Raw genomic sequence first — 18,456 nt, forward strand, 5'->3', positions numbered from 1 at the left:
ACAGCCGGATCACGAATCCAGGGGGCGTCGCGGGCCTCTGTGTCACAGACCCGCGCGCCCTCCTCATGGGCAAATCCCCCCATACCCAGACCGATCGGAGCACTCCCTTACCCCGTTCCGTCGCCCGTTACACAACCGACGCACAGCCGAGGGCTAGCCGCAGGCTGCTTCGGACAGCGCCGTGACAACCCGTCCGTACCTTCATTTCCGTGCCCGACGGGCACCGGGCGGCTGCCGACCACAGTCCGCTCGCACACAGGCTCGGGGTCCGGCGCACACAGGCCGGAAAACGGGGAGCGGAGGCGGTTGATCATGGCGCAGGGTGAGGTGCTCGAGTTCGAGGAGTACGTGCGTACCCGGCAGGACGCGCTGCTGCGCAGCGCACGCCGGCTGGTGCCGGACCCGGTCGACGCCCAGGACCTGCTCCAGACCGCGCTGGTACGGACGTACGGCCGCTGGGACGGCATCGCCGACAAGCGGCTCGCGGACGCCTACCTGCGCCGGGTCATGATCAACACGCGTACCGAGTGGTGGCGGGCCCGGAAGCTGGAGGAGGTCCCGACCGAGCAGCTCCCGGACGCCTGCGTCGACGACTCCACCGAACAGCACGCCGACCGTGCGCTGCTCATGGACATCATGAAAGTTCTGGCTCCGAAGCAGCGCAGCGTCGTCGTGCTGCGACACTGGGAGCAGATGTCCACCGAAGAGACCGCCGCGGCACTCGGCATGTCCGCGGGAACGGTCAAGAGCACGCTGCACCGGGCGCTCGCCCGGCTCCGCGAGGAGCTGGAAGCCCGCGATCTGGACGCACGCGCGCTGGAGCGTGAGGAGCGGGAGCGTTGCGCGGCCTGACCGGCAGGGCTGGTGTCGGCCCTGAGCCCAGCGGGGCCCGAGGGACCTTCCAGGCGGTGAGTACGGCGGTGGCCGGGCTCTCCGCCCTCGCCCTTTTGGTGTCCGCCTGCGGCACGGGCGGCACCGGCGCCCGCGACGAGGGGCCCGCCGACGCCAGCTCGGTGGCGGGGACCCCGGCCGCGCCGTCCCCCAGCCCCAGCGACACGCCACGGCCGGTGGACGCGGTCCGGCTGGTCAAGGACGACCCGAAGGTCTCGGCCACGGTCAAGCGCGGGCTCAAGCCGTGTGTCGCCGACGAGTACCCTGTGGACGTGTCGTACGGCAAGCTGACCGGCAATTCCGCGGACGACATCGTCATCAACGTGCTGACCTGCGGAGACGCGGTGGGGCTCGGCGCGTACGTGTACCGGGAGCGGGGCGACCGGTACGAGAACGTGTTCGCGGCCGAGGAGCCGCCGGTGTACGCCGAGATCGACCGCGGGGACCTCGTGGTGACCAAACAGGTGTACGAGAGGGGTGATCCGGTCTCGAACCCCTCCGGCGAGGACGTCATCACCTACCGCTGGTCCGGCAGCCGGTTCGCCAAGGCGTTCAGCACGCGCAACGAGTACAGCAAGGCCGTCGGCGGGGGAACGGCGGCGCCCTCGGAGCCGGAGCCGGAACCGGCCAACTGACCGGCCGGGTCCTCCCGGCGGCGTGAACCGTTCGGGCCCGCCGGTCCGAACCCCTGGTGTACACGGCACCGACCGGGTAGGCGACGGACGGACGCACCACCCCACCGGCGGGCACGCCACCGGCGGACCACCGGCCGGCAGGCCGCCCGACGGCGGGCCGGCGCACCGAGGAACGCGGCCCGCGGCCCGCACCACCCGTCAGGCGCGTCCCCCGAGGGGCGCACCACCTGAGCACACGAGGACTGAGAGCACAGGGATGGCAGACCAGACCCACGTCCTGTTCGTCGAGGACGACGATGTCATCCGCGAGGCCACCCAGCTCGCCCTGGAGCGGGACGGCTTCGCGGTCACGGCGATGCCCGACGGGCTGTCCGGCCTGGAGGCGTTCCGGGCGCGGCGGCCCGACATCGCGCTGCTGGACGTCATGGTCCCCGGCCTCGACGGCGTCAGCCTGTGCCGCCGCATCCGCGACGAGTCGACGGTTCCGGTGATCATGCTGTCGGCGCGCGCGGACTCCATCGACGTCGTCCTCGGCCTGGAGGCGGGCGCCGACGACTACGTGACCAAGCCGTTCGACGGCGCCGTCCTCGTCGCCCGGATCCGTGCGGTGCTGCGCCGCTTCGGGCACGCCGGCGGCGACCGGTCCGAGGCGGGTCCCGCCGGGGCGGACGGCGCGGTGCTGACCTTCGGTGAGCTGGAGGTCGACACCGAGGGCATGGAGGTGCGCCGGGCCGGACGGCCGGTGGGGCTCACCCCGACCGAGATGCGGCTGCTCCTGGAGTTCTCCTCCGCGCCGGGCACGGTGCTGTCCCGCGACAAGCTCCTGGAACGGGTGTGGGACTACGGCTGGGGCGGTGACACCCGGGTCGTCGACGTCCATGTGCAGCGGCTGCGCGCCAAGATCGGCCAGGACCGCATCGAGACCGTCCGCGGCTTCGGCTACAAGCTGAAGGCCTGAGCGGGGCACGCATGCGGGGGAACACGCGGCGCCTGCTCCCCGGGCGCCTGGAGAACGCGGACATCCGTACGGGCCTGCGGTGGAAGCTCAGCGCGGCCATCGCCCTGGTGGGTGCGCTGATCGCCGTCGCGCTGAGCCTGGTGGTGCACAACGCCGCGCGGGTGTCGATGCTGGACAACGCGCGCGACCTCGCCGACTCGCGGCTCGTGTACGCCCAGCCGCTGTACGAGCGGCCCGGTCACCGGCCGACCTCCTCGATCATCAAGATCGACGATCCGCTGCTGCCGGCCGCGCTGCAGCAGAAGATCCGGGAGGGCCGGCGGGCCACGTACGTCACCGACCACCGGGGCGGGGTGCCGGACATCTGGGCGGCCATGCCGATCAAGGGCGGTCACGTGCTGTCCGTGCACACCCACTTCACGGACCGCAGCGCGAACATCCTCAGGGACCTCGACCAGGCCCTGGTCATCGGCTCCATCGCGGTCGTCCTCGGGGGCAGCGCGCTGGGCGTGCTCATCGGCGGCCAGCTCTCGCGCCGGCTCCGCAAGGCCGCCGCCGCCGCGAACCAGGTCGCCAACGGTGAGCCGGACGTCCGGGTCCGGGACGCCATCGGCGGTGTCGTGCGCGACGAGACCGATGATCTCGCGCGCGCGGTGGACGCGATGGCGGACGCGCTCCAGCAGCGGCTGGAGGCCGAGCGGCGGGTCACCGCGGACATCGCGCACGAGCTGCGCACCCCGGTGACCGGGCTGCTGACGGCGGCCGAGCTGCTGCCGCCCGGCCGCCCCACGGAACTGGTCCTGGACCGTGCGAAGGCGATGCGCACCCTGGTGGAGGACGTCCTGGAGGTCGCCCGGCTCGACGGCGCCTCCGAGCGGGCCGAACTCCAGGACATCCTGCTCGGCGAGTTCGTCGCCCGGCGGGTGGCGGCCAAGGACCCGGACGTCGAGGTGCGGGTGGTGCACGAGTCGATGGTCACCACCGACCCGCGGCGCCTGGAGCGGGTGCTGTTCAACCTGATCACCAACGCCGCCCGGCACGGGAGGCCGCCGATCCAGGTGACCGTGGAGGGCCGGGTCATCCGGGTACGGGACCACGGCCCCGGCTTCCCGGAGGCGCTGCTCGCCGAGGGACCCAGCCGCTTCCGCACCGGCAGCGCGGACCGTGCCGGCCGCGGTCACGGGCTCGGCCTGACCATCGCCGCCGGGCAGGCCCGCGTCCTGGGCGCCCGGCTGACCTTCCGCAACGTCCGTCCCGCGGGCGCCCCGGAACACGTCCCGGCCGAGGGCGCGGTCGCCGTGCTGTGGCTCCCGGAACACGCGCCGACCAGCACGGGCAGCTACCCGACCCTGCCGGCCTGAGCGTCCTCACGGCGAAGGCCCCCGGCGGCGGCCGGGGGCCTTCGTGTCGTGCGTGCCGTGCGTACGTGTGCCATGCGTACGGTACGTGCGTGCCTGCCGTGCGTACGGTGCGTGCGCCGCGGCGGGATCAGATCGCTTCCGCGAGGCCCTCGGCCCCCGCCTTGCCCGCTCCGTCGGCCTTCGCCGTGGCCGGACCGGCGCCCTTGAGGGGCACCTCCTTGACGAACACCGCGGCGACCAGGGCGACGATGCCCACCACCGCGCCGAGCAGGAACGCCGAGTGCGTACCGGCGGACACCGCGTGCTGGTAGGCCTCGCGGACGGCGGCCGGGAGCTTGGCCAGGCTCGCGGCGTCCAGCTGCGCGGACTTCTCGGTCATCTTGGAGCCCGACGCGCCGGCCCGCTCGGCCATGACGTCCTGGACCCGGTTGTTGAACAGCGCGCCCATGATCGCCACGCCGAAGGACGAGCCGAGCGTACGGAAGAGGGTGGTGGACGAGGAGGCCACACCCATGTCCTTCATCTGCACGCTGTTCTGCGCGACCAGCATGGTGATCTGCATCAGGCAGCCCATGCCCGCGCCGAGGACGGCCATGTACAGGCCGGAGGTGAGCCGGGTGGTGCCGGTGTCCATCAGGGACAGCAGGTACAGGCCGACGACCATGAGGATGCTGCCGACCACCGGGAACACCTTGTACCGGCCGCTGCTGGTGGTGACCCGGCCCGCGATCATCGACACGACCAGCATCGCGCCGAGCATGGGCAGCAGCAGCAGACCGGAGTTGGTCGCGGAGGCGCCCTGGACCGACTGCTGGTACAGCGGCAGGAAGAGCACCGCGCCGAACATCACGAAACCGGTGATGAAGCCGATGACCGACATCAGGGTGAAGTTGCGGCTGCGGAAGATGTGCAGCGGCACGATCGGCTCCGCGGCCCTGGTCTGCCAGAACACGAACCCGACGAGCGCGACCACGCCGATCGCGGTCAGCTCCATGATCCGCGCGGACGTCCAGGCGTACTCGGAACCGCCCCAGGTGGTGACGAGCACGATGGAGCTGATGCCGAGGGTGAGCAGCGCGGCGCCCAGGTAGTCGACGCGCGCCTCGGAGCGCTTCTTCGGCAGGTGCAGCACGGCACTGACCGCGACGAGCGCCACGGCACCGAGCGGAAGGTTGATGTAGAACGCCCAGCGCCATCCCCAGTTGTCGGTGATGGTGCCGCCGACCAGCGGACCGCCGATCATCGCCAGCGCCATGACGCCGGCCATCATGCCCTGGTACTTGCCGCGCTCCCGGGGCGGGATGAGGTCACCGATGATGGCCATCACGCCCACCATCAGACCGCCGGCGCCCAGGCCCTGCAGGGCGCGGAAGCCGATCAGCTGTCCCATGTCCTGGGCCATGCCGCTCAGCGCGGACCCGACCAGGAAGAGCACGATGGACGTCATGAAGGCGCCCTTGCGCCCGTACATGTCGCCGAGCTTGCCCCACAGCGGGGTGGCCGCGGCGGTGGCGAGCGTATAGGCGGTCACCACCCAGGAGAGGTGCTGGAGGCCGCCCAGCTCGCCGACGATCGTCGGCATCGCGGTGCCCACGATCATGTTGTCGAGCATCGCGAGCATCATGGCGATCATGAGGGCGAGCAGGACGACCCGCACGCTCTTCGGCTGTTTTCCGGCGTCGGCACCTGCCGTCGCCTTGGCTATCGCTGTGTCCGCCATCGTTCCCCAGCTCCCCCAGGTGTGCCTGTCCCACTTACTTGCCGCCCGGCAAGTCATTACACTCGGGAAGGTAGAGCTTTACTAGCCGGGCGTCAAGTAAGTTTTCACTGGCCTGTCGGCAGGTAAGTTTCCGGGACAGCGCGAGGAGTACGAGGATGGGCGTCACGATGGACGGCACCAAGCAGCAGCGCCGCGGCAACACCCGCCAGCGCATCCAGGACGTGGCCCTCGGACTCTTCGCGGAGCAGGGCTACGAGAAGACGTCCCTGCGCGAGATCGCCGAGCGCCTGGACGTGACGAAGGCCGCGCTCTACTACCACTTCAGAACCAAGGAAGAGATCATCGTCAGCCTCTTCGAGGACCTGACGCAGCCGATCCAGGACCTGATCGAGTGGGGCCGGGGACAGCCGCACACGCTGGAGACCAAGCAGGAGATCGTCCGCCGCTACAGCGACGCGCTGGCCGGCGCCTCCCCGCTGTTCCGCTTCATGCAGGAGAACCAGGCGACGGTCAGGGAACTGCGCATCGGCGACACCTTCAAGGACCGGATGCGCGGTCTGCGGGACATCATCATCGACCCGGAGGCGAGCCTGACCGACCAGGTGCGCTGCATCAGCGCCCTGTTCACGCTGCACGCAGGCATGTTCGTCATGCAGGACCTCGAAGGCGACCCGGAGGAACGGCGCAAGGCCGTCCTGGAGGTCTCCATCGACCTGGTGACCCAGGCCCACCGGGGCGCCCACGGAGACTGAGGGCGCGGCGCCGCGCCGACCCGCGGTGAACGCGGCACCGCGCCGCCCCCGGGACCACGGCACGCCGCCGCCGGGCCGCGCGCACAGCACCGTGCCGCCCCGCTGCGGACACAGCGGGGCGGCACGGTGGTGAATCGTTCAGCCTGGCTTCACCGGGGGTGTGACCCGGTTCCGGCGTGGGCTCAGACCTTGACGCCGTGGGCGCGCAGGAAGACGACCGGGTTGACGGCGGAGCCGTAGTTCGGGGTCGTGCGGATCTCGAAGTGCAGGTGCGGACCGGTGGTGTTGCCGGTGTTGCCGGACTTGGCTATGTGCTGCCCGGTGGCCAGGACCTGACCGACCTTCACGTCGATGCGGGAGAGGTGGGCGTACTGGGAGTAGAGCCCGTCGGCGTGCTTGATGACGATGGCGTTGCCGTAGGCCGGGCCGTCGCCGCCGCCGTTGGGACCGGCCTTGACGACCGTGCCGCCGTGCGCGGCGACGACGTCGGTGCCGATCGGCACGGCGAAGTCCTGACCGCTGTGCTTGTGCATCCAGTGGCTGCCGCCCTGGTTGAAGCTGGCGGTGAGGGTGTAGCTCTTCACCGGGTCGACCCAGGCCGCCGCCGACTTGGCGACGGTGGCGGTCGGAGCCGCCATCTCGGCGGCCGACGCGGCGCCCGCCCCCAGTGCGGCGGTGACTCCCAGGCCTGCGGCCAGGACGGCGGCACGGGTACGGAGCTTGGTCGCACGGGAAGAACGGACGGTGGCGCGCTGGAACATCGAAACCTCTGGGGGTGGGGGACATGAGGACCGCCCGGACTGGTGGTTCGCCGGGCTGGCCACACCTTGGTAACCCCGCCGGTCACCGGCCCTCAAACACCCCCACTACGACGCAAACTAGTAACAGGGGGCAGTGATTCAGATCTCTTGACACCTCGCCCATCTGGGACAAAAGCCCTGTAAAACCCCCACATCACCCCATCCAGGGTGGCGAAATGTCCGTTTTATTGACTCCTGTCCCCCACTAAGTGTCCTAGTACGGGATGAAACGTCTGTGCCCCATGTCACCGGCGAGCCCCCCTGACCCCCGCCTCCCTGTGACGGGGCTCATATGGCGCCCGTCTCAGTGGAGTTACCGGCGAGTAATCATTCGGTTCCCCTCGTGCGCCGTCGAGAACACGGCCCCGGAGACGGACTTCGGCTCCAGCCGGCCGCAGCCCGCCGACGGCCCGTACGGAAGGCCGCGCGGTACGCCGAGGAGCACGGCGCCGCGCCGCCGGCGCGGCGGCATGCAGGGCGAGGGCCGCACGATCACCGCGGACACCGGCGACAGCGCCGGCGACCTCTCCGGCGGCGATGCCGAGAGGGCTTTTCCAACTCCTCGACTGCGACGACCAGTTGCCCTGACCCACCGGTCACGGCATAGGCTCCGGCCGTTCGCGACAACACGGGGGTGCGGCGGATGGAGCCCACGGCACTCGGCGGCAGACTGGCTTCCAGCCTGGTGGCGCCGCTGGTCAGAAAGCTGTTCGTGGCCGACGGCCCGGGCGCCGGACTGGTCGGCAGGCCGGTGCGGATGAAGGACCTCGTGTCCTTCCGCGGCGAGAAGCGCACCCTCGGCGAGAAGGAGGTGCGCAGGCTCGCCGGGCGGCTGGTCCGGGAGGCGGGCACCTCACCGGGCGAGCCGCCCTTCCCGCCCGGTGAGCAGGACGCCGTCACCGGCGCCCTCGCCGGCCGCCTGCTCGCCCTGGGTGAGCTGGACATGGACGACGTCCAGGCCGTACGCCTGGGTCACCGCGAGCTGGCCCGGCTGCTGGTCCGGCACGCCCCGGCCGCGCACGGGCTGTCCGACGACGCCACGTACTTCCTGGACAGCGCCACGGAGTGGGCCTGCCTGCAGATCCTGGAGTTCTTCACCCGCCGCTCCACCTTCGTGGCCCGGACCCTGGTGGAGCAGACCCGGGCCCAGTCCGAGCTGATCACCAGGATCGACGAACTCATCACCCGCGTCCCCCGCCCCGACGCCCGCGACACCGCCTTCGAACGCCGCTACCTGCCCCACGTCGCCCAGCGGCACGACCACATCACCATCTACGGCCTCGACCTGCGCGACTCACCCGACCGCTGGCCCCTGGAAGTGGCGTACCTCAGCCTGGAGGCGACCGGCGCGGGGCAGGACGCGCCCGGTCCGGCCCCCGACGGGGACGAACCCGCGGACAGCGGCCGGCTGCCCGCCGAGGAGGCGCTGCGCACCGCCTCCCGCGTCCTGCTGCGCGGCGACGCCGGATCCGGCAAGACCACGCTGGTGCAGTGGCTGGCGGTCACCGCCGCCCGGGACGGCGACCGCGTCCCCTACGTCCTGCCCCTGCGCACCCTGGTCCGCACCGGCCCGCTGCCCGCCCCCGCCGACTTCCTCAAGGCGGTCGGCTGCCCGCTCACCCCGCCGGACGGCTGGGCCGAGCGCGTCCTGACGGCGGGCCGCGGCCTGGTCCTGGTGGACGGCCTGGACGAGATCCCGGCCGCCGACCGCCACCGCACCCGCGACTGGCTGTGCGCCCTGCTCGCCGCCTATCCCGGCAACCAGTGGCTCCTGACCTCCCGCCCCACGGCCGTACGGCCCGACTGGCTGGCCCAGGCTGACTTCCGGGAGCTGGCGCTCGCTCCGATGCGCGCCCCCGAGGTCATGACCTTCGTACGCCGCTGGCACGAGGCCGCGCGGGCACCGGAGTACGAGGCGGCCCTCCTCGACTCCCTGCGCACCCAGCGCGACCTGGCGCGCCTGGCCACCAACCCCTTGATGTGCGGCCTGATCTGCGCACTGCACCGGGAGCGCCGCGGCTATCTCCCGGCGGGCCGCAAGGAGCTGTACGACGCCGCCCTCGCGATGCTGCTGAACCGCCGGGACCGCGAGCGCGGCCTGGACACCGCCGACGGCGTGGAACTGGGCGAGGAGGCATCGCTGGAGCTGCTGCAACGCCTGGCCTACGCGCTGGTGCTCAGCGGCCGCACCGAGATGGCCGCCGAGACCGCCGAGGGCATCGTGGAGCGCTGCCTGCCGTCGATCGCCCTGCCCGCGGACCCCCGCACCGCGGCCGCGGTCCTGCGCACCCTGCTGCTGCGCAGCGGCCTGCTGCGCCGGCCCGCCGAGGGCGTCGTGGACTTCGTGCACCGCACCTTCCAGGACTACCTGGGCGCGCGCTGCGCCGTGGAGGAGGGCCACCTCGACGTCCTCACCCGGCATGCCGACGACACCCAGTGGGAGGACGTGGTCCGGATGGCGGTGGCGCACGCCCGCCCGCGCGAACGGGCCTCGGTGCTGCGGCAGCTCCTCGCCCGGGACACCGCGCGGCTGACGCTGCTGGCGCTGGCCTGCCTGGAGCACACGGCGGCCCTGGAACCGGCGGTGCGCGCCGAGGTGGAGGCGCGGGCCGCCGCGCTGATACCGCCGCGCACCCCCGAGGACGCCAGGGAGCTGGCCAAGGCGGGACCCCTGGTGCTGGAGCTGCTGCCGGGGCCGGAGGGGCTGACCGACGCGGAGGCGCGGGGCGTCACCGTCACGGCGTCGGTGCTCGGGACGGACGAGCCCGCGGGCGCCCTGGGGATCCTGCGCCGCTACCGCTCCCACCCGGACCTGGACGTCCGGCGGCAGCTCGTGGGCACCTGGGACCGCTTTCCCACCGAGGAGTACGCGGCGGAGGTCCTGGACCATCTGGACCGCGACGACCTTCTGATCACCTGCCGATCGGACGAGCAGCGGGCCGCGCTGGCCCGGATGCGGCCCTGGCAGCGGGTGACCTTCCGGGGCGCGCACCCGGCCGGCCTGATGGCGGCGGCCGTCCCCGGGCGCGAAGGCGTCCGCCTCCTCGACCTGTGCGACAACCCGCTGATCGACGACCTGGGCGCCCTGCTGCCGTTCTCCGGGCTCGACGGCCTGTGGCTGAGGGGCTGCGACCACGCCCGCGGCCTGGACCGGATCACGGAGCTGCCCGTCACCGACCTGGCCCTCTCGGGGATCGCCGACCTCACCGGCCTGGCGTCGCTGCACTCCCTGCGACGGCTCTCGCTGGACCAGCGCCTGCCCCGCGACGGCGGCCTCCCCCGCGTCCTGCCGGCCGGTGCCGCGCTGGAGTACCTCTTTCTGGGCCCCCACGCCCTGCGGCACCGCCGCGCCCTGGGCGGCCTGAGCGGCTGGGCGACGCTGACGGCTCTCAGCCTCGGCACGCCCGCCGATCTCACCGCCGCCGACTGGGGCGAGGTGGCCGCGCTCCCGGCTCTGACCAGCCTCACCCTGCGCGCGCCGTCGAGCACCTACGCCTTCGAGTCGATGCCCGAACTTCCCGGTGTCCGCGACCTCAAGGTCAGCTTCCACTACAACATGGTTCTGCTCCGTGACCTGGCCCGCCGCCTGCCGAACGTGCGCCATGTGACGTTCCGGACGCCCGGAGCCACTCCGCCGCACCCCCTGCACGCCGAGATCTTCCCGTCGGCCGAGATCACGTACACGCGATCCTGACCGCGCGCACGCGGAAACCGCGCCTGCGGGAAGCGCGCACACGCGCAAGGGGCCGGTGCCCGAAGGCACCGGCCCCTTGTGTCACGCCCGGCCCCGAAGGGTCACGCGTCCTTGCTCAGGTTCGGACCGGCTCCGCCGGCCGCCTGCTCGATCGGCGGGACGTCGGGCAGCGCCGACTTCTCCTCACCCCGGAAGGTGAAGGTCTTCTCGTCGCCCTCGCCCTCGGTGTCCACGACCACGATGTGACCGGGGCGCAGCTCGCCGAAGAGGATCTTCTCCGACAGCGAGTCCTCGATCTCGCGCTGGATCGTCCGGCGCAGCGGCCGGGCGCCCAGAACGGGGTCGTAGCCCTTCTTGGACAGCAGCTCCTTGGCGGACTGGGACAGCTCGATGCCCATGTCCCGGTCCTTGAGGCGCTCGTCCACCTTGCCGATCATCAGGTCGACGATCCGCAGGATGTCCTCCTGCGTGAGCTGCGGGAAGACGACCACGTCGTCGACGCGGTTGAGGAACTCGGGCCGGAAGTGCTGCTTCAGCTCGTCCGAGACCTTGTTCTTCATGCGCTCGTAGTTGGTCTTCGTGTCACCCGAGGCCGCGAAGCCCAGGTTGAAGCCCTTGGAGATGTCCCGGGTGCCGAGGTTGGTCGTCATGATGATGACCGTGTTCTTGAAGTCCACGACCCGGCCCTGGGAGTCGGTCAGACGACCGTCCTCCAGGATCTGCAGCAGCGAGTTGAAGATGTCCGGGTGGGCCTTCTCGACCTCGTCGAACAGGACGACCGAGAACGGCTTGCGGCGCACCTTCTCCGTGAGCTGGCCGCCCTCCTCGTAGCCCACGTAACCGGGGGGCGAACCGAAGAGGCGGGAGACCGTGTGCTTCTCGCTGAACTCCGACATGTCGAGGGAGATCAGCGCGTCCTCGTCACCGAAGAGGAACTCCGCCAGCGCCTTGGACAGCTCGGTCTTACCGACACCGGACGGACCGGCGAAGATGAACGAGCCACCGGGGCGCTTGGGGTCCTTCAGACCCGCACGCGTACGGCGGATCGCCTTGGACAGCGCCTTGACGGCGTCGACCTGGCCGATGACCCGCTTGTGCAGCTCGTCCTCCATGCGGAGCAGACGGCTGGACTCCTCCTCGGTCAGCTTGAAGACCGGGATGCCGGTGGCCGTGGCGAGGACCTCGGCGATCAGCTCGCCGTCGACCTCCGCGACGACGTCCATGTCGCCGGCCTTCCACTCCTTCTCCCGCTTGGCCTTGGCGGCCAGGAGCTGCTTCTCCTTGTCGCGCAGGGAGGCGGCCTTCTCGAAGTCCTGCGAGTCGATCGCGGACTCCTTGTCCCGGCGGACGCCGGCGATCTTCTCGTCGAACTCGCGCAGGTCCGGCGGCGCGGTCATCCGGCGGATGCGCATCCGCGAGCCCGCCTCGTCGATCAGGTCGATCGCCTTGTCCGGCAGGAAGCGGTCCGAGATGTACCGGTCGGCCAGGGTGGCGGCCTGGACCAGCGCCTCGTCGGTGATCGAGACGCGGTGGTGCGCCTCGTACCGGTCGCGCAGGCCCTTGAGGATCTCGATGGTGTGCGGCAGGGACGGCTCGGCGACCTGGATGGGCTGGAAGCGGCGCTCCAGGGCCGCGTCCTTCTCCAGGTGCTTGCGGTACTCGTCCAGGGTGGTGGCACCGATGGTCTGCAGCTCACCGCGGGCCAGCATCGGCTTCAGGATCGAAGCGGCGTCGATGGCGCCCTCGGCGGCACCCGCACCGACCAGCGTGTGCAGCTCGTCGATGAACAGGATGATGTCGCCGCGGGTGCGGATCTCCTTGAGCACCTTCTTCAGGCGCTCCTCGAAGTCACCGCGGTAGCGGGAGCCGGCGACCAGGGCGCCGAGGTCGAGGGTGTAGAGGTGCTTGTCCTTGAGGGTCTCGGGCACCTCGCCCTTGACGATGGCCTGGGCGAGGCCCTCGACGACGGCGGTCTTGCCGACGCCGGGCTCACCGATCAGCACCGGGTTGTTCTTGGTGCGGCGGGACAGCACCTGCATGACCCGCTCGATCTCCTTCTCGCGCCCGATGACCGGGTCGAGCTTGGACTCGCGGGCCGCCTGCGTGAGGTTCCGGCCGAACTGGTCGAGGACCAGGGACGTCGAGGGGGTGCCCTCGGCAGGGCCGCCGGCGGTGGCGGTCTCCTTGCCCTGGTAACCGGAGAGCAGCTGGATCACCTGCTGCCGCACCCGGTTGAGGTCTGCGCCCAGCTTGACCAGGACCTGGGCGGCGACGCCCTCGCCCTCACGGATCAGGCCGAGCAGGATGTGCTCCGTGCCGATGTAGTTGTGGCCCAGCTGAAGGGCCTCGCGGAGCGACAGCTCCAGGACCTTCTTGGCACGGGGGGTGAAGGGAATGTGACCGGACGGGGCCTGCTGGCCCTGGCCGATGATCTCCTCCACCTGCTGGCGGACCGCCTCGAGCGAAATCCCGAGGCTCTCAAGGGCCTTGGCGGCGACACCCTCACCCTCGTGGATCAGGCCCAGGAGGATGTGCTCGGTGCCGATGTAGTTGTGGTTGAGCATCCGGGCTTCTTCCTGAGCCAGGACGACAACCCGCCGCGCGCGGTCGGTGAACCTCTCGAACATCGTTAATCGCTCCTCAGAGCGGTCAGGCAGTGGGGGGAACTTCCCCTCCCTGTCCTTCCGCAGCTTAGTCCCGCAAGCGGGGACCGCTCATTCCAACTGCCGACACCGTCGATGGCCTCCTGACCCCGAACGCCGACATCTGCTCCAACCCGATGGTGCGAGACGATGTTCCCGCAGGCCAGGCAGTTACCCCAGTCGCCAGTACGCCGATGGCGAACGTGAGACTCCTCTGCCCGGGTGCGGCCTGCGTGTCGCCCCCTCCCACTAGGCAATGTCTTACCCGCAGGGACTGACACTCCATGCGGCGCGCACCGGTTCCCTCCGCTATGGGCGAACAACCTTGCGCCCTTCACCGCCTCCGCACGCCCCCGCTTCCGGCACGGTGTGCGCACGCGGAGCGACCCAGCGTAACCTCCGGCGCTCGCCGGAGGTTGCACTGGCATGGTCGGCAGCCTCTCCACGATCCCTCTCCCGGTCCCGCTTCCCCGTCGGCCGCTCGACCCCGGCGACCGGGCACGGCACTGGTACGAGAACGAACTGGGCTGGGCGACGGTGCCCGGGGCACCGGTACGACTTGTCGTGGGCGACCGCTTCGACGTCCTGGACGTGCCCCTGGAGGCCGGGCGCGCGGCGTTGCGCCATCTGCGGTCGGGCCCGGCGGCGCCCGCGTCCCCGGTGGCGGTGCAGGCGGACCGGATGCGGCTGCTGGTTGCCGCGGGCAGCGCGCAGGAGCTGCCGGGGCTGCTGCGCTGGCTGGAGTGGGACGCGCTGGACCTGGACCTGGTGGGGCTCGGCGCGGGGTCGCTGATGGACGCTCCGCCGCCGCCCGGCACCGGTCCCCGGGCGCGCCCGCAGGGCCGTCCTGGTCCGCAGGGGGCCGCCGAGTGGCTGCGGCCCCCCGAACCGGGACGCGAGGTCGAGGCCTCGCTGCCGACCATGTCGGCGATGGGGGCCGGCGGGGGTGCCCCCGATCTCGTACGGCTGGTGAACACGGCGGCGACGCAGTGCCACCGGACCCGGCTGCGGCGCGCGTGCGGCCGGCCGCCGGCGCCTTCTCAGGCCCCCCTGCCGTGAAAAAGCCTCGTGCCGGCCTCGGTCAGCCGTTGGCCTTCTCGTAGGCCTCGCGGATGGTCGCGGGGACACGGCCGCGGTCGTTGACCTCGTAGCCGTTCTCCTTCGCCCAGGCGCGGATCTGCGCGGTGTCCTGGCTGCCGCCGGTCGCCGCCGTGCGCGCCTTTCCACGCCCGCCCGAAGCACGGCCACCGGTACGCCGGCCGCTCTTGACGTACGGCTCGAGAAGGCCGCGGAGCTTGTCCGCATTGGCGGTGGTGAGATCGATCTCGTATGTCTTGCCGTCCAGTGCGAACGTCACGGTCTCGTCCGCCTCGCCGCCGTCGAGGTCGTCGACAAGAAGGACCTGAACCTTCTGTGCCACCGGATTTCCTTTCATCGATAACGTCAGGGCCGGGGCTGGTCGGGCATCCGCCGTTTCGCCGTCCCCTGTTATATGCAGTACTGCAGTACGTCGGAAAGCAAACCGCTTTTGCGGGAAAAACACAAACCCCTGGGAGAGACCGGACCCTCATCACCGACCGGAAACGTGCGCGTTTCGGACATAGGGAACGCGGGCATGACCGGTCCGACGGAATGCGGCTTCCCCGGCTCGCCCCCCGAGAGCTCTTCGCGCGCCTGTGCCGATCACAGATGCAGAAGCATCCGGCTGTTGCCCAAGGTGTTCGGTTTCACCCGTTCGAGACCGAGGAACTCCGCGACGCCCTCGTCATAGGAACGCATCAGCTCCGCGTAGACATCCGTGTCGACGGGCGTCTCCCCGATCTCCACGAAGCCGTGCTTCTGGAAGAAGTCGACTTCGAAGGTCAGGCAGAAAACACGGCGAACGCCGAGCCAGCGCGCGGTCTGCAGCAACTTCTCCAGCAGGTGGTGGCCGACCCCTGCACCCTTGAGTCCCGGCTTCACCGCGAGGGTGCGCACTTCCGCCAGGTCTTCCCACATCACGTGCAGTGCGCCGCAGCCGACGACCTCGGCGTTGTCGTCCCGTTCGGCGATCCAGAACTCCTGGATGTCCTCGTAAAGGGTCACCGTCGCTTTGTCGAGCAGGATGCGCTCGCGGGCGTAGTCGTCCAGCAGCCGGCGCACTGCCGGGACATCGCTGGTCCGGGCCCGCCGGACCGTGATGGCTTTTGCGGGGACTTCGGGATGTGCTGCCGGACGCTCTACGGGATGCTCTGCGGGCATGAACGGACGCTATCGCCCGGTGCCGCCGGGTGCCGAGCCGGGGTTCCGGTCGCCGGAATCGGAGGCGGGCGCGCCGGCACCCCGGGCGGTATCCGTCACTTCTCCGGCGGCCGTCGCCGTCGTGCCGGTTCCTTCGGGCCGTCCGGCCCGTTCGGCGCCTTCGGCCGCTTCCGCGGGGGCGCCTTGTGCGTGCAGGACCGCCGTACCGACCTCGGGGGTGCCTTCGACGATCCGTACGGCATCGCGCAGGGCACGCCGCTGTTCCTCGCTCATCATCCCGAAGAAGGCGACGAGAGCGGCGGCGGCGTTGTCGCTCTGGGACCAGGCCTCGTTCATCAGCGCGGCGGCGTAGGCGGCCCGGGTGGAGACCGCCTCATATCGATAGGCACGGCCTTCCGCTTCCCGCCGCACCCAGCCCTTCTGATGGAGATTGTCCAAAACGGTCATCACCGTGGTGTAGGCGATGGACCGTTCCTGTTGGAGGTCTTCCAGGACTTCCCGAACGGTCACCGGGCGGTTCCACTTCCACACCCGCGTCATGACCGCGTCTTCGAGTTCTCCCAAGGGGCGAGGCACACTTCAGACCATAGTGGGAGACGGGCGCAATGGCGTGCCGAACCTGACCTGTGACGCCATATGCGGACAAAAAGGGCGTACGGCGCGCAGCACGGAGGGGGGCCGTGCCGGGGGCCGTACGCCCGGTCAGGCGTCGGGGGAGGCGGTGCCCGCGGAGGCGGCGGTCCGGCCGGCGCGGGCGGAGGCCATGGCGTCGACGGCCGCGTCCTCCTTGGCCTTGGCGGCCCCGCCCTGGGTCTTCACGATCACCCTGACCAGACCGATGAAGAAGGCGGCCATCACGATCGGCGGAACGAGTGCGGAGACGTAGTCCATGGATCCAGAGTAGCCAGGAGCGCGGGACGAACAGGGGCGGGGTGGCCGGACCGCTACACCGCGGCGAGCCGCGCGGCCAGCCGCTGCTGCGGGTTCTGGGAGGGCGGGGCCGGTTTGCGCCGCGGGAAGACCTCACCCGGCGTGGGGACGGGCCGGCGTACGGGCTTGCCGCCCCCGGGGGCGGGCGCCGGGCCGGGCTGGGCAGGGGCGGGCTGCGCGGGGGCGGGGCGCTCGCCGGGCTTGGGCGCCGGCCGCTTCACGGGCTCCTGACCGGATCCGCCGCCCTGGTCCGTCCGGGCGCCGGGCACGGTGGGGACGGGGGCCGGGCCCGGCGCCCGGGCGGGGCCGCAGGGGCGCCGCTGCGGGCCGAGAGCGTCCAGCGGCTCGCGCGGACCGCGGGAGGCGGGCACCGACGGGACGGTCGCGGACGGGGCGGACGGGCTGTGCGGGGCCGGGGCGGGCGTCGCCGAAGCGGCGGGCCGGGGCCGGCAGCGGCGCAGCAGCGCCGCGGCGGCCGGGTTGCCGCGCAGGGCGCCCAGGGCGGCGAGGTCGTCGGAGCCGGGCCGGTACCCGGCGCCGAGGGCCTCTTCGAGGAGTGCGAGGTAGCCGACGGCCGTGCCGGGCAGCGCGTCACGGTAGCGGGCCAGATCGGCCACCAGGAACGCGCGCAGCCGGGCACCCTCGCGCATCGCCTCGTCGAGCGACTCGGCGAGGCGGCGGCAGTCCTGCACGTCCTCGGCGCGGGCGGGACGGAGATGAAGGGCGACGGCGAGGGCGCGGCGGAGCACACGCAGCTCCTCCGCGCCGAACGCCATGCCGCCGCGGGTTCCGTATGGCGTGGGCATAGGGCCGACCATACGCGCTAATCAGACAAATTCGACATAAGGCGCGTGCGTGGCGTGCGGTGTGGCGTGCGGCGCGCGGGGTGTCGCGCAGGACGTGCAGTGCCGGGCGCACCGGACTTCACGGCTGCGTCGCGCACGGGTGCCGGGTGAGCGGCAGGTGCGCGGGCTGCCACGCGCGCGTGCCGTGCGGGTGCGGCGCGAGCACGCGCGCGTGGGCGGGCGGCCGCGTCACATGCGGGACACGTTGCGCTCGTAGACCAGCCGCAGTCCGATCAGGGTCAGCCAGGGTTCGTGCTCGTCGATCACGGAGGACTCGCCGAGCACCATCGGGGCGAGCCCGCCGGTCGCGATCACGGTGACCTCGTCCGGGTCGTCGGACAGTTCGCGGGCCATGCGGCCCACGACGCCGTCGACCTGTCCTGCGAACCCGTAGACGATGCCCGCCTGCATGGCCTCGACCGTGTTCTTGCCGATCACGCTGCGCGGCCGGGCCACCTCGATCTTGCGCAGCTGGGCGCCCTTGACTCCGAGGGCGTCCACGGAGATCTCGATACCGGGGGCGATGACGCCGCCGATGTACTCCCCGCGCGCGGAGACCGCGTCGAACGTCGTCGCCGTACCGAAGTCCACGACGATGGCCGGGCCCCCGTACAGCTCGACGGCCGCGACCGCGTTGATGATGCGGTCCGCGCCGACCTCCTTGGGGTTGTCGGTCAGGATCGGCACCCCGGTCTTGACGCCCGGCTCGACGAGCACGGCCGGCACGTCGCCGTAGTAGCGCCGGGTCACCTCGCGCAGCTCGTGGAGCACCGACGGCACGGTCGCGCAGATCGCGATGCCGTCGATGCCGTCGCCCAGCTCGTCGCCGAGCAGGGGGTGCATGCCCATCAGGCCCTGCAGCAGCACGGCCAGCTCGTCGGCCGTGCGCCGGGCGTCCGTGGAGATGCGCCAGTGCTCGACGATGTCCTCCCCGTCGAACAGGCCGAGGACGGTGTGCGTGTTGCCCACGTCGATGGTCAGGAGCAT

At 71.5% G+C, this 18,456-nt stretch carries 16 protein-coding genes; 7 read left to right on the plus strand and 9 right to left on the minus strand.

Going from position 1 to position 18,456, the window contains the following annotated elements; all coding sequences use genetic code 11:
* The first annotated feature begins 312 nt into the window (after positions 1 to 312).
* The 4 genes from IG64_RS00080 to cseC all read left to right on the plus strand — a co-directional run bounded on the left by IG64_RS00080 (position 313) and on the right by cseC (position 3,845).
* Complete coding sequence (locus IG64_RS00080) at positions 313 to 852, plus strand: SigE family RNA polymerase sigma factor (protein ID WP_037850418.1); 540 nt, start codon at positions 313 to 315, stop codon at positions 850 to 852.
* Positions 840 to 1,526, plus strand: a complete 687-nt coding sequence (locus IG64_RS00085) for a hypothetical protein (RefSeq protein WP_078883676.1) — start codon at positions 840 to 842, stop codon at positions 1,524 to 1,526. The genes IG64_RS00080 and IG64_RS00085 overlap by 13 nt, the downstream gene beginning before the upstream one ends.
* 256 nt (positions 1,527 to 1,782) lie before the next feature.
* Positions 1,783 to 2,484, plus strand: a complete 702-nt coding sequence (gene cseB, locus IG64_RS00090) for a two-component system response regulator CseB (protein WP_037850421.1) — start codon at positions 1,783 to 1,785, stop codon at positions 2,482 to 2,484.
* Between the two features lie 11 nt (positions 2,485 to 2,495).
* Positions 2,496 to 3,845, plus strand: coding sequence for a two-component system sensor histidine kinase CseC (gene cseC / locus IG64_RS00095; RefSeq protein ID WP_037850424.1), 1,350 nt, complete (start codon positions 2,496 to 2,498; stop codon positions 3,843 to 3,845).
* A gap of 127 nt (positions 3,846 to 3,972) precedes the next feature.
* On the opposite strand, the gene IG64_RS00100 is transcribed toward cseC, so the two are convergent.
* Positions 3,973 to 5,565 carry an MDR family MFS transporter gene (locus IG64_RS00100; RefSeq protein WP_037850425.1) on the minus strand — a complete coding sequence of 531 codons (1,593 nt, stop codon included), beginning with the start codon at positions 5,563 to 5,565 and terminating at the stop codon, positions 3,973 to 3,975.
* Positions 5,566 to 5,720: 155 nt separating this feature from the next.
* On the opposite strand from IG64_RS00100, the gene IG64_RS00105 reads away from it, so the two are divergent.
* Positions 5,721 to 6,317 carry a TetR/AcrR family transcriptional regulator gene (locus tag IG64_RS00105; protein WP_037850427.1) on the plus strand — a complete coding sequence of 199 codons (597 nt, stop codon included), beginning with the start codon at positions 5,721 to 5,723 and terminating at the stop codon, positions 6,315 to 6,317.
* A gap of 182 nt (positions 6,318 to 6,499) precedes the next feature.
* Here the strand turns inward: IG64_RS00105 and IG64_RS00110 are convergent, their stop codons facing one another.
* The gene (locus IG64_RS00110) at positions 6,500 to 7,078 is read right to left on the minus strand and encodes a M23 family metallopeptidase (RefSeq protein ID WP_037850430.1); all 579 of its coding nucleotides are present in this window, start codon (positions 7,076 to 7,078) and stop codon (positions 6,500 to 6,502) included.
* A 682-nt stretch (positions 7,079 to 7,760) separates the two neighbouring features.
* Between IG64_RS00110 and IG64_RS00115 the strand changes: the two genes are divergently transcribed.
* A complete protein-coding gene (locus IG64_RS00115; RefSeq protein ID WP_037850432.1) occupies positions 7,761 to 10,811 on the plus strand; it encodes an NACHT domain-containing protein in 3,051 nt (1,016 codons plus the stop codon).
* A gap of 101 nt (positions 10,812 to 10,912) precedes the next feature.
* Here the strand turns inward: IG64_RS00115 and IG64_RS00120 are convergent, their stop codons facing one another.
* Positions 10,913 to 13,438 (minus strand): ATP-dependent Clp protease ATP-binding subunit, encoded by a 2,526-nt coding sequence (locus IG64_RS00120; RefSeq protein WP_037850435.1) that lies wholly within the window; start codon positions 13,436 to 13,438, stop codon positions 10,913 to 10,915.
* A 441-nt stretch (positions 13,439 to 13,879) separates the two neighbouring features.
* On the opposite strand from IG64_RS00120, the gene IG64_RS00125 reads away from it, so the two are divergent.
* Positions 13,880 to 14,512 carry an SCO3374 family protein gene (locus IG64_RS00125; protein WP_037850439.1) on the plus strand — a complete coding sequence of 211 codons (633 nt, stop codon included), beginning with the start codon at positions 13,880 to 13,882 and terminating at the stop codon, positions 14,510 to 14,512.
* Between the two features lie 22 nt (positions 14,513 to 14,534).
* Here IG64_RS00125 and IG64_RS00130 read toward each other — a convergent pair whose 3' ends face one another.
* The 6 genes from IG64_RS00130 to IG64_RS00155 form a co-directional block, all read right to left on the minus strand.
* A complete protein-coding gene (locus IG64_RS00130; RefSeq protein WP_037850440.1) occupies positions 14,535 to 14,873 on the minus strand; it encodes a histone-like nucleoid-structuring protein Lsr2 in 339 nt (112 codons plus the stop codon).
* A gap of 263 nt (positions 14,874 to 15,136) precedes the next feature.
* Positions 15,137 to 15,694, minus strand: a complete 558-nt coding sequence (locus IG64_RS00135; protein ID WP_051812175.1) for an amino-acid N-acetyltransferase — start codon at positions 15,692 to 15,694, stop codon at positions 15,137 to 15,139.
* A 9-nt stretch (positions 15,695 to 15,703) separates the two neighbouring features.
* Complete coding sequence (locus IG64_RS00140; protein WP_078883678.1) at positions 15,704 to 16,270, minus strand: BlaI/MecI/CopY family transcriptional regulator; 567 nt, start codon at positions 16,268 to 16,270, stop codon at positions 15,704 to 15,706.
* Positions 16,271 to 16,396: 126 nt separating this feature from the next.
* Positions 16,397 to 16,585 carry a hypothetical protein gene (locus tag IG64_RS00145; protein ID WP_037850446.1) on the minus strand — a complete coding sequence of 63 codons (189 nt, stop codon included), beginning with the start codon at positions 16,583 to 16,585 and terminating at the stop codon, positions 16,397 to 16,399.
* A gap of 53 nt (positions 16,586 to 16,638) precedes the next feature.
* Positions 16,639 to 17,430, minus strand: a complete 792-nt coding sequence (locus tag IG64_RS00150; RefSeq protein WP_107474108.1) for a hypothetical protein — start codon at positions 17,428 to 17,430, stop codon at positions 16,639 to 16,641.
* 228 nt (positions 17,431 to 17,658) lie between these two features.
* Positions 17,659 to 18,456: a type III pantothenate kinase gene (locus IG64_RS00155; protein WP_037850451.1), complete on the minus strand. Its 798-nt coding sequence runs from the start codon at positions 18,454 to 18,456 to the stop codon at positions 17,659 to 17,661.

The sequence above is a fragment of the Streptomyces sp. NRRL S-340 genome, from assembly GCF_000720185.1.
Lineage (GTDB): Bacteria > Actinomycetota > Actinomycetes > Streptomycetales > Streptomycetaceae > Streptomyces.

What these genes read in the sequence shown, in the direction of transcription:
- IG64_RS00110 (WP_037850430.1), bottom strand. Translation starts at nt 7,078, where the DNA reads ATGTTCCAGCGCGCCACCGTCCGTTCTTCCCGTGCGACCAAGCTCCGT.
- IG64_RS00125 (WP_037850439.1), top strand. Translation starts at nt 13,880, where the DNA reads ATGGTCGGCAGCCTCTCCACGATCCCTCTCCCGGTCCCGCTTCCCCGT.
- IG64_RS00115 (WP_037850432.1), top strand. Translation starts at nt 7,761, where the DNA reads ATGGAGCCCACGGCACTCGGCGGCAGACTGGCTTCCAGCCTGGTGGCG.
- IG64_RS00135 (WP_051812175.1), bottom strand. Translation starts at nt 15,694, where the DNA reads ATGCCCGCAGAGCATCCCGTAGAGCGTCCGGCAGCACATCCCGAAGTC.
- IG64_RS00120 (WP_037850435.1), bottom strand. Translation starts at nt 13,438, where the DNA reads ATGTTCGAGAGGTTCACCGACCGCGCGCGGCGGGTTGTCGTCCTGGCT.
- IG64_RS00155 (WP_037850451.1), bottom strand. Translation starts at nt 18,456, where the DNA reads ATGCTCCTGACCATCGACGTGGGCAACACGCACACCGTCCTCGGCCTG.
- IG64_RS00100 (WP_037850425.1), bottom strand. Translation starts at nt 5,565, where the DNA reads ATGGCGGACACAGCGATAGCCAAGGCGACGGCAGGTGCCGACGCCGGA.
- IG64_RS00105 (WP_037850427.1), top strand. Translation starts at nt 5,721, where the DNA reads ATGGGCGTCACGATGGACGGCACCAAGCAGCAGCGCCGCGGCAACACC.
- cseB (WP_037850421.1), top strand. Translation starts at nt 1,783, where the DNA reads ATGGCAGACCAGACCCACGTCCTGTTCGTCGAGGACGACGATGTCATC.
- IG64_RS00150 (WP_107474108.1), bottom strand. Translation starts at nt 17,430, where the DNA reads ATGCCCACGCCATACGGAACCCGCGGCGGCATGGCGTTCGGCGCGGAG.
- IG64_RS00145 (WP_037850446.1), bottom strand. Translation starts at nt 16,585, where the DNA reads ATGGACTACGTCTCCGCACTCGTTCCGCCGATCGTGATGGCCGCCTTC.
- IG64_RS00080 (WP_037850418.1), top strand. Translation starts at nt 313, where the DNA reads ATGGCGCAGGGTGAGGTGCTCGAGTTCGAGGAGTACGTGCGTACCCGG.
- cseC (WP_037850424.1), top strand. Translation starts at nt 2,496, where the DNA reads ATGCGGGGGAACACGCGGCGCCTGCTCCCCGGGCGCCTGGAGAACGCG.